General features: G+C 54.1%; 10 protein-coding genes, 4 tRNA genes and 2 pseudogenes. All 16 read right to left on the minus strand.

Annotated features, from left to right (window positions below):
* Window positions 1-96, minus strand: a pseudogene (locus tag ACQKPC_RS29835) (hypothetical protein); the annotation flags it as partial.
* A pseudogene (gene rpoB / locus ACQKPC_RS29840) lies at window positions 74-1,576 on the minus strand (DNA-directed RNA polymerase subunit beta); the annotation flags it as partial. The pseudogenes rpoB and ACQKPC_RS29835, both read right to left, overlap by 23 nt.
* A 187-nt stretch (window positions 1,577-1,763) precedes the next feature.
* Window positions 1,764-2,162, minus strand: a complete 399-nt coding sequence (gene rplL / locus ACQKPC_RS29845) for a 50S ribosomal protein L7/L12 (protein ID WP_427628254.1) — start codon at window positions 2,160-2,162, stop codon at window positions 1,764-1,766.
* An 80-nt stretch (window positions 2,163-2,242) separates the two neighbouring features.
* On the minus strand, window positions 2,243-2,743 hold the full coding sequence (gene rplJ, locus ACQKPC_RS29850; protein WP_007896629.1) for a 50S ribosomal protein L10: 501 nt from the start codon (window positions 2,741-2,743) through the stop codon (window positions 2,243-2,245).
* 198 nt (window positions 2,744-2,941) lie between these two features.
* Window positions 2,942-3,637, minus strand: coding sequence for a 50S ribosomal protein L1 (rplA, locus tag ACQKPC_RS29855; RefSeq protein ID WP_007896626.1), 696 nt, complete (start codon window positions 3,635-3,637; stop codon window positions 2,942-2,944).
* On the minus strand, window positions 3,637-4,068 hold the full coding sequence (gene rplK, locus ACQKPC_RS29860) for a 50S ribosomal protein L11 (RefSeq protein ID WP_008008888.1): 432 nt from the start codon (window positions 4,066-4,068) through the stop codon (window positions 3,637-3,639). Before rplK ends, rplA begins: the two co-directional genes overlap by 1 nt.
* Before the next feature lie 117 nt (window positions 4,069-4,185).
* Complete coding sequence (gene nusG, locus ACQKPC_RS29865) at window positions 4,186-4,719, minus strand: transcription termination/antitermination protein NusG (protein ID WP_007896622.1); 534 nt, start codon at window positions 4,717-4,719, stop codon at window positions 4,186-4,188.
* Window positions 4,720-4,728: 9 nt separating this feature from the next.
* On the minus strand, window positions 4,729-5,097 hold the full coding sequence (gene secE / locus ACQKPC_RS29870; protein WP_192345266.1) for a preprotein translocase subunit SecE: 369 nt from the start codon (window positions 5,095-5,097) through the stop codon (window positions 4,729-4,731).
* Window positions 5,098-5,142: 45 nt separating this feature from the next.
* Window positions 5,143-5,218, minus strand: a tRNA-Trp gene (locus tag ACQKPC_RS29875).
* Between the two features lie 53 nt (window positions 5,219-5,271).
* Window positions 5,272-6,465 carry an elongation factor Tu gene (gene tuf, locus ACQKPC_RS29880; protein ID WP_007896619.1) on the minus strand — a complete coding sequence of 398 codons (1,194 nt, stop codon included), beginning with the start codon at window positions 6,463-6,465 and terminating at the stop codon, window positions 5,272-5,274.
* A gap of 84 nt (window positions 6,466-6,549) precedes the next feature.
* Window positions 6,550-6,625 (minus strand) — tRNA-Thr (locus ACQKPC_RS29885).
* Window positions 6,626-6,651: 26 nt separating this feature from the next.
* Window positions 6,652-6,725 (minus strand) — tRNA-Gly (locus ACQKPC_RS29890).
* A 24-nt stretch (window positions 6,726-6,749) separates the two neighbouring features.
* A tRNA-Tyr gene (locus ACQKPC_RS29895) sits at window positions 6,750-6,834 on the minus strand.
* A gap of 142 nt (window positions 6,835-6,976) precedes the next feature.
* The gene (locus ACQKPC_RS29900) at window positions 6,977-7,417 is read right to left on the minus strand and encodes a hypothetical protein (RefSeq protein WP_427628257.1); all 441 of its coding nucleotides are present in this window, start codon (window positions 7,415-7,417) and stop codon (window positions 6,977-6,979) included.
* 7 nt (window positions 7,418-7,424) lie between these two features.
* Window positions 7,425-8,174, minus strand: coding sequence for a pantothenate kinase (locus ACQKPC_RS29905; protein WP_427628259.1), 750 nt, complete (start codon window positions 8,172-8,174; stop codon window positions 7,425-7,427).
* Window positions 8,164-9,123, minus strand: coding sequence for a bifunctional biotin--[acetyl-CoA-carboxylase] ligase/biotin operon repressor BirA (gene birA / locus ACQKPC_RS29910; RefSeq protein WP_427628261.1), 960 nt, complete (start codon window positions 9,121-9,123; stop codon window positions 8,164-8,166). Before birA ends, ACQKPC_RS29905 begins: the two co-directional genes overlap by 11 nt.
* Window positions 9,124-9,294: the final 171 nt, after the last annotated feature.

The following is a 9,294-nucleotide window of genomic DNA, read 5'->3' on the forward strand; positions in this document are numbered from 1 at the left end:
GTTCAGGTCGTCCGGGGTCATTGAGCTGTCAGTGTCTTGACCGACGATGATGAAGCCCTTCTCTGCCCGCAGAACGTGCATGGTTTCGGTGCCGTGGCATCAGGCCTTCGCTTTCAGCCATCGACAGACGCTCTTTGACCGCACGCTCAACACGTACCAGGCCAACGCGGAACTGGTTCTCGGCCATTTCGCCTACGCAGCGAACACGACGGTTACCCAGGTGGTCGATGTCATCGACGATGCCTTTACCGTTACGGATGTCGACCAGAGTCTTCAGTACCGCGACGATGTCTTCTTTGCACAACACGCCCGAACCTTCGATCTCGGTACGACCGATACGACGGTTGAACTTCATCCGGCCGACCGCAGACAGGTCATAGCGCTCAGGGCTGAAGAACAGGTTGTTGAACAGGGTTTCGGCAGCGTCTTTGGTTGGCGGCTCGCCAGGACGCATCATGCGATAGATCTCGACCAGCGCTTCCAATTGGTTGCTGGTGGAGTCGATCTTCAGAGTGTCGGAGACGAACGGACCGCAGTCGATATCGTTGGTGTACAGAGTTTCGATGCGAACAACCTGAGCCTTGGCGATTTTTGCCAGGATCTCGGTGTTCAGCTCGGTGTTGCACTCTGCCAGGATTTCGCCGGTTGCCGGATGCACGATGACCTTGGCGGTAGTGCGACCCAGGACGTAGTCCAGAGGCACTTGCAGCTCTTTGATCCCTGCTTTTTCCAGCTGGTTGATGTGGCGAGCAGTGATACGACGACCTTGCTCGACAATAACCTTGCCTTTGTCATCCAGGATATCCAGGACAGCAATTTCACCACGCAGGCGCTGAGGCACCAGTTCCAGGCTGAGGTTTTCACCTTGCACGTGGAAGACGTTGGTGGTGTAGAACGCGTCCAGCACTTCTTCAGTGGTATAGCCCAGCGCGCGCAGCAGTACCGATGCAGGCAGCTTGCGACGACGGTCGATACGCACGAACACGCAGTCTTTCGGGTCGAACTCGAAGTCCAGCCACGAACCGCGGTAAGGAATGATGCGCGCGGAGTACAGCAGTTTGCCGGAGCTGTGCGTCTTGCCACGGTCGTGGTCGAAGAACACGCCCGGGGAACGGTGCAGCTGGGAAACGATTACACGCTCGGTACCGTTGATTACGAAGGTACCGTTTTCAGTCATCAGGGGGATTTCACCCATGTAGACTTCTTGCTCTTTGATGTCCTTGATCGCTTTGTTCGACGATTCTTTGTCGAAAATGATCAGGCGCACTTTTACCCGCAAAGGTACGGCGTAAGTTACACCGCGCAATACGCATTCTTTGACATCAAATGCCGGTTCGCCCAGGCGATAACCGACGTACTCCAGCGCAGCATTGCCGGAGTAGCTGATGATCGGGAAAACGGATTTGAAGGCCGCATGCAGGCCCACGTCGCGGAACTGATCTTTAGTCGCTCCCGCTTGCAAGAATTCACGATACGAATCCAGCTGGATGGCCAGGAGGTACGGCACATCCATGACGTCCGGCAACTTGCTAAAGTCCTTGCGGATACGTTTTTTCTCAGTATATGAGTAAGCCATCAGCGTTCCCCAGCTTGGTCACCTGCTTGTTTGGCCCCTCCCGACGGGAGCAGCCAGAAAATCGTGCAAACCCCATGGTTTGCGCCACCGCATCGGGTGGTTACAGCTCGTTATCAGCACCGACCCAGTCGGCTGCCAATAACGGAAAAAGGCCGGTGGCAAGAGCCACCAGCCATCAGCCTTTCGCTTAACGCTCGGGCTGGAGGTGCAAAGTCGATGCTTTCTTCAGCTCGACTTTAGCGCCTGCTTCTTCCAGAGTTGCTTTGGCTTTGTCAGCTGCGTCTTTCGAAACAGCTTCCAGAACCATGGCAGGAGCGCCGTCAACTACAGCCTTGGCTTCTTTCAGGCCCAGACCGGTCAGTTCACGTACTGCCTTGATCACGTTAACTTTCTTCTCGCCAGCTTCGGTCAGCATGACGTTGAATTCAGTTTGTTCTTCAACAACGGCAGCAACAGCAGCTGGACCAGCGGAAGCAGCGGCAGCGGAAACGCCGAACTTCTCTTCCATGGCCTTGATCAGCTCAACGATTTCCAGAACGGATTTTTCGCCGATTGCTTCGATGATTTGGTCGTTAGTCAGAGACATGACTATAAATTCCTGTATTGGGGTGACAGCCTACGCGGCCATCGAAATAAACAATAAACGCTGAAAGGAGTCGCTCAGCCTTAGGCTGCAGCAGCTTCTTTCTGGTCGCGAAGGGCCGCCAGAGTACGAGCCAATTTGCTGGTTGCGCCTTGAATCACGCTCATCAGCTGAGAAATTGCTTCGTCACGGGTCGGCAGACTTGCCAGTACGTCGATCTGATTAGCTGCGAGGAACTTGCCCTCGAACGCAGCTGCCTTGATCTCGAACTTATCCTGACCTTTTGCGAATTCTTTGAAGATACGAGCAGCAGCGCCCGGATGTTCTTTCGAAAATGCAATCAAGGTCGGGCCGGTGAACACGTCGTTGAGCACGTCATATTGAGTGCCAGCAACGGCGCGCTTGAGCAGGGTGTTACGTACAACACGTACATAAACGCCAGCTTCACGAGCCTCTTTACGGAGTCCGGTCATAGCGCCAACTGTCACGCCGCGGGCATCAGCCACAACAGCAGACAGGGCAACATTGGCAGCCTCGTTGACTTCAGCGACGATGGCCTTCTTGTCTTCGAGTTTAATTGCCACGGGTTTAACTCCTGCTTGTTACCGTTTCATCCAACCGAAGCCGGATGTCGTTTTGGTGTCTGATTCGGTAAGGAACCGGGAGCACCATCTGCGTAGGCTTGTGGTTTAAGACTTGCGTCGCCTACGGTCTTGGATAGCCCCCGCCAGGCAGGGACCCCAATCTTTCAATTGGCGCAATCGCTTGCGCCAACCTGTGTCTTACGCGTCGAGCGAGCCTTGGTCGATGACCAGACCTGGACCCATGGTGGTGCTCAGGGTAACGCGCTTGACGTAAATACCTTTCGAGGAAGCTGGCTTGATACGCTTCAGATCAGCGATCAGGGCTTCAACGTTTTCCTTCAGCTTGACAGCATCGAAGCCGACTTTGCCAACGGAGGTGTGGATGATGCCGTTTTTGTCGGTGCGATAACGAACCTGACCAGCTTTTGCGTTTTTAACCGCGGTAGCTACGTCTGGAGTTACAGTGCCGACTTTAGGGTTAGGCATCAGGCCGCGTGGGCCCAGGATCTGACCCAACTGACCAACAACGCGCATGGCATCCGGGGATGCGATAACTACGTCATAGTTCAGGTCGCCGCCTTTCATTTCGGCAGCCAGGTCGTCCATACCTACACGGTCAGCGCCGGCAGCCAGAGCAGCCTCGGCAGCTGGACCCTGGGTGAACACAGCAACGCGAACAGTCTTGCCAGTGCCGTGTGGCAGCACGGTAGCGCTACGAACGACCTGGTCGGATTTACGCGGGTCAACACCCAGGTTCACAGCAACGTCGAACGACTCGCTGAACTTGACAGTCGACAGCTCAGCCAGCAAAGCAGCAGCGTCTACAAAGTTGTAGGACTTGCCTGCTTCGATTTTGCCGGCGATAGCCTTTTGACGCTTGGTCAACTTAGCCATTACACACCCTCCACGTTAAGGCCCATGCTACGAGCAGAACCGGCGATAGTACGCACGGCTGCTTCCATATCAGCTGCAGTCAGATCCGCGTTTTTGGTTTTCGCGATTTCTTCCAGCTGAGCACGGGTCACGGTGCCAACCTTAACGGTGTTCGGACGAGCGGAACCGCTAGTCAGACCAGCAGCCTTCTTCAGCAGAACCGAAGCAGGTGTGGATTTGGTTTCGAAAGTGAAGCTACGGTCGCTGTAGACAGTGATGATCACTGGAGTCGGCAGACCTGGCTCAATACCCTGAGTACGGGCGTTGAAAGCCTTGCAGAATTCCATGATGTTCACGCCGTGCTGACCCAGAGCAGGACCAACAGGTGGACTTGGGTTAGCCTGAGCGGCCTTCACTTGCAGCTTGATGTAAGCGGTAATCTTCTTGGCCATGAGGCACTCCAATTACGGGTTCGAACGCCTCGTAAGGCTCCCCGGTTACTTGCGCGTTTATCCCAGTGACGACAAAACCCCACAGCCTAGGGCTGCGGGGTTGGGATGCTTGCTCAGCTAGACCTTTTCGACCTGGCTGAACTCTAGCTCTACCGGAGTAGAGCGACCGAAAATGAGCACTGCCACTTGGATCCGGCTCTTCTCGTAGTTAACTTCTTCAACCGTGCCAGTAAAATCAGCAAACGGCCCGTCATTGACGCGTACCGACTCACCCGGCTCGAACAACGTCTTCGGCTTCGGCTTGTCGCTACCATCAGCAACGCGACGCAGAATCGCTTCTGCCTCTTTATCAGTGATCGGCGCAGGCTTATCAGCAGTACCGCCAATGAAACCCATCACCCGAGGAGTATCCTTGACCAAGTGCCAAGTACCCTCGTTCATGTCCATCTGGACCAGCACATAACCTGGGAAGAACTTGCGCTCGCTTTTGCGTTTCTGGCCATTACGCATTTCAACCACTTCTTCAGTGGGAACCAGAATTTCGCCAAAGCCATCTTCCATGCCAGCCAGCTTTACGCGCTCTACCAACGAGCGCATGACATGCTTCTCGTAACCGGAGTAAGCATGCACAACGTACCAACGCTTAGCCACGGGACACCCTTAGCCGACAATCAAGGAAACAAGCCAGCCGAGCAGGGAATCAAGCCCCCACAACAGCAACGCCATAACCAGGACAACAGCCACAACAATCAGTGTGGTCTGCGTGGTTTCTTGGCGAGTTGGCCATACGACTTTACGAATCTCGGTGCGAGCTTCCTTAACCAGTACAAAGAAAGACTTGCCCTTGACTGTCTGCAGGCCTACAAAGGCAGCTACAACAGCAATGACAAGCAAAGCAAGTACGCGGTACAGGATCGGCGAAGCAGAGTAATACTGATTGCCAACAACGCCAACAACCACCAAAGCTACTACTACTAGCCACTTGAGCAGATCGAAGCGAGAGCCTTGAGCTTCAGCTTTAGGAGTCATCTATGAAGATCCTGTGAAAAGAAAGCCAGACACACCAAGTGAATCTGGCAGGTCAGGAGGGAATCGAACCCCCAACCTACGGTTTTGGAGACCGTCGCTCTGCCAATTGAGCTACTGACCTAAAACAAAATCAGGCCGACCATTATGCCGGCCCGAAAAAGACATTACAACAACTTACTCGATGACTTTTGCTACGACACCAGCGCCGACGGTACGACCGCCCTCACGGATAGCGAAACGCAGACCATCTTCCATCGCGATGGTTTTGATCAGGGTAACGGTCATTTGAACGTTATCACCCGGCATCACCATTTCAACACCTTCTGGCAGCTCACAGTTACCAGTCACATCAGTTGTACGGAAGTAGAACTGTGGACGGTAGCCCTTGAAGAACGGAGTGTGACGACCGCCTTCTTCCTTGCTCAGAACGTAAACCTCAGCAGTGAACTTGGTATGCGGCTTGACAGTGCCGGGCTTGACCAGAACCTGGCCACGCTCAACATCATCACGCTTGGTACCACGCAGCAAAACGCCGCAGTTCTCACCTGCACGACCTTCGTCGAGCAGCTTGCGGAACATTTCAACACCAGTGCAAGTAGTTTTGACAGTGTCACGAAGACCAACAATCTCAACTTCTTCCTGAATGCGGACAATGCCACGCTCAACACGACCAGTCACAACAGTACCGCGACCGGAGATCGAGAACACATCCTCGATCGGCATCAGGAACGGCTTATCGATAGCACGCTCAGGCTGCGGAATATAGCTATCCAGAGTCTCGACCAACTTCTTGACGGCAGTAGTACCCATCTCGTTGTCGTCTTGACCATTCAGCGCCATCAGCGCCGAACCAATGATGATCGGAGTGTCATCACCTGGGAAATCGTAAGTGCTCAGCAGATCGCGCACTTCCATCTCAACCAGTTCCAGCAACTCAGCATCGTCAACCATGTCAGCCTTGTTCAGGAAGACAACGATGTACGGAACGCCAACCTGACGGGACAACAGGATATGCTCACGGGTTTGCGGCATCGGACCATCAGCGGCCGAGCAAACCAGAATCGCACCATCCATCTGCGCAGCACCGGTGATCATGTTTTTTACGTAGTCGGCGTGACCTGGACAGTCAACATGCGCGTAGTGACGCACAGCCGAATCGTACTCAACGTGAGCAGTATTAATGGTGATACCACGAGCTTTTTCTTCTGGGGCGCTATCGATCTTGTCGAAGTCAACCTTTGCCGAACCGAACACTTCGGAGCAGACACGGGTCAGAGCGGCGGTCAAGGTCGTCTTGCCATGGTCTACGTGACCAATGGTGCCAACGTTGACGTGCGGCTTGTTACGTTCGAACTTTTCCTTAGCCATCGAAATCACCCCTAGCAGAAGAATTAAGCAAGTACTATCAGCCATTAAAACAAAGGCAGATATTTTCATATCTGCCTTGTTATATGGAGCTCTTGAGCGGATTTGAACCGCTGACCTCACCCTTACCAAGGGTGTGCTCTACCAACTGAGCTACAAGAGCGTAACACTTTGCAGGACCTGCAAACTTGGAGCGGGTAGCGGGAATCGAACCCGCATCATCAGCTTGGAAGGCTGAGGTTCTACCACTAAACTATACCCGCGGAGCTTGCAGCTCTCGCTAAAAATGGTGGAGGGGGAAGGATTCGAACCTTCGAAGTCGTAGACGTCAGATTTACAGTCTGACCCCTTTGGCCGCTCGGGAACCCCTCCTAAGCGAGCCGGCATTCTATATCATGCCAGCCTTCTGTCAAGCATTTTCTCATTAAAAACCTGAGGTTAGCTGCGTTGACCTCGCTTCACACTGCTGACCGCTAAAGGTCTTCACTGCGAAGCGGGCGCCATTCTATGCAAACTATTCGACGGGTGCAACCCCCTCGCACGGCATTATTTTATGTTTTAACTCATTGAATTCTTTAGAAAGGTTTTGCAACTGCGAGTCACCCAGCAAACGCCGGCTTTCCGGGGCTATGCGCACCCAGTAACCAGCATATTCGGGGAGATCCTTCGGCAAGGACTGAAACTTGATATCCATGTCACTCAATCGACGCTCGATTACCTGGGCGACGTCCTGTCGAGCAGAACCTCCCAGATAGAGACAACTGCTATCCGCCAGCGTGGATTTTCCTTTGTCTCGAGCCGTATCCGTCGCCTCGCTCAACAAACGAATATCCTGCTGCGAGCCGCGATACAAACTCAAGGGGGTTACATCCTTCGCGCGAAGCGGAGCCTCCTGTTGGTGCCAGACGTAATAGAACACATTGAGAACAAGCAACAGCAGGAACAACCAACGCATAAAAACCTCAGGACAAGGGACACGCCATCGCCAAACCTACAAATACCAGGTCTGGAACCACCCTGGCCTCGGGCACAATCTCGGAGACCAGATCAGCATCCCCTCCTGTCAGGAAGAGTGCGAAATCTTCTCCCCAATAGCTGCGCGCCAACTCTAGCTGAGTCAGGACAAACCCTCTCAACATTAGCAAACAACCTCGCTCGACCGCCTCGACGGTTGTGCGCCCAGGAACAAGACTCTCCAAAGCGCGCTCGGCAGCAAGATCTCCATAGCGAATTCTACGGGTATGGGTACGCAGCTGGTTGCGCATCAAAGGCATCCCCGGACAGATGAATCCACCGAGATGCTCACCATCTCCTGCAATAAAGTCAGCCGTAACAGCCGTACCAAAGTCGAGCACCAGACAAGCACCCGAAGCCAGATGAAATCCTCCGAGCACTGCAAGCCAGCGATCAAGCCCTAGCCGCTCGAACTCCTCATAGCCATTTCGAACCCCGGACATCTCCCGAGCCGGTGCCGCGCACACGACGGAAACACCAAAAGCCTCGGTCAACAGAGAAATCAGTGCACTGGTTTCTTCGGCAGTTCTGACACTAACCAAACGACAATGCATGAGAGCGAGCCCTTTGAGCCCTCTCAAGCTCTCCAGCAATGCGAGATCTGTATCAACGACCCCCTCACCAATCACCCGCCGGACATCCTCGCCGAGCACACGCCATTTGATGAAACTGTTTCCACAATCGAGCTCAAGAATCATCACGCAACCTCAGGCTGAGCTCGCCACCACTAAAGACCTTCTCCACACCATTCACCTTCAAGCGCAAGGCACCCTGACTATCGATACCCAGCACCTCCCCATCTATCTGACTCACACCGGCAATCAACGATACCGCCCGCCCCTGCCATAGATGATTTTGCTCCCACTCCGCCTGGATAGCCGAGAACCCGCCGGCCTGGTGGCGATTTAAATAGGCCTGGAGCATCAACCCTAACCCCGCAACCAGGTGATTGCGATCAACTGCCTTACCCGACTCGAGGCGCATGGACGTCCATTGCTGATCAACCTCATCGGTCATCTGCATGTTCACATTTATTCCGACACCGATCACCACGTGACACACATCAGCAGGATCCCCCACCAACTCGAGCAGTATTCCAGCAATCTTTTGCTGACCCACCAGAACATCATTCGGCCACTTCAACCCCACACCCGAGACACCAAGCTCTCGCAAGGCCTGCATTACGGCAAGCCCGACAACAAGACTCAAGCCCTCCAGCTGCCGCATCCCACCATCAATACGCAGCACCAGACTGTAATAGATGTTTTCCGCGAACGGGCTGACCCATTTGCGCCCACGCCGCCCACGACCGGCCGTTTGCCGCTCAGCGAGCACCAGAAATGGCGCAGGCTGACCACGTTCGATAGCGCGCAAGGCTTCAGCGTTGGTGGAGTCAATTGAGTCGAAGACTAGAATGGGCCACTCACAAGAAGGCGCCTGCGCGCTTATTTCCGCAGGATCAAGCAGTGTCAATGGCGCAGCTAGTTGATAGCCGCGACCGCGCACTTTGTGAATGGATAAACCGAGTTCAGCTTCCAGGTGCTGAAGCTGCTTCCATACAGCGCTACGACTGACGCCCAAGGCAGCACCCAGGGCTTGGCCCGAATGGAATCGACCATCCTTAAGAAGCTTTAACAACGTCAGCATGCAAGTCTCGCCTCACAATGAGGCCCGCATGATATCCATGCCCCGGGCTGTTGCATAGAAACCCTACAAGCGAGATTTTCCTGCGGACAAAACAAAACCCCTACCTGCATACGCAGATAGGGGTTTCGGAATTTAATCTTGACGATGACCTACTCTCACATGGGGAAACCC

The organism is Pseudomonas sp. NPDC089918 (assembly GCF_050280605.1).
In the GTDB taxonomy this organism is placed as follows: Bacteria; Pseudomonadota; Gammaproteobacteria; order Pseudomonadales; family Pseudomonadaceae; genus Aquipseudomonas.

Coding starts and splice junctions, on each gene's coding strand:
- rplL (WP_427628254.1), bottom strand. CDS start 2,162: ATGTCTCTGACTAACGACCAAATCATCGAAGCAATCGGCGAAAAATCC.
- rplA (WP_007896626.1), bottom strand. CDS start 3,637: ATGGCTAAGTTGACCAAGCGTCAAAAGGCTATCGCCGGCAAAATCGAA.
- rplK (WP_008008888.1), bottom strand. CDS start 4,068: ATGGCCAAGAAGATTACCGCTTACATCAAGCTGCAAGTGAAGGCCGCT.
- secE (WP_192345266.1), bottom strand. CDS start 5,097: ATGACTCCTAAAGCTGAAGCTCAAGGCTCTCGCTTCGATCTGCTCAAG.
- tuf (WP_007896619.1), bottom strand. CDS start 6,465: ATGGCTAAGGAAAAGTTCGAACGTAACAAGCCGCACGTCAACGTTGGC.
- ACQKPC_RS29900 (WP_427628257.1), bottom strand. CDS start 7,417: ATGCGTTGGTTGTTCCTGCTGTTGCTTGTTCTCAATGTGTTCTATTAC.
- ACQKPC_RS29905 (WP_427628259.1), bottom strand. CDS start 8,174: ATGATTCTTGAGCTCGATTGTGGAAACAGTTTCATCAAATGGCGTGTG.
- birA (WP_427628261.1), bottom strand. CDS start 9,123: ATGCTGACGTTGTTAAAGCTTCTTAAGGATGGTCGATTCCATTCGGGC.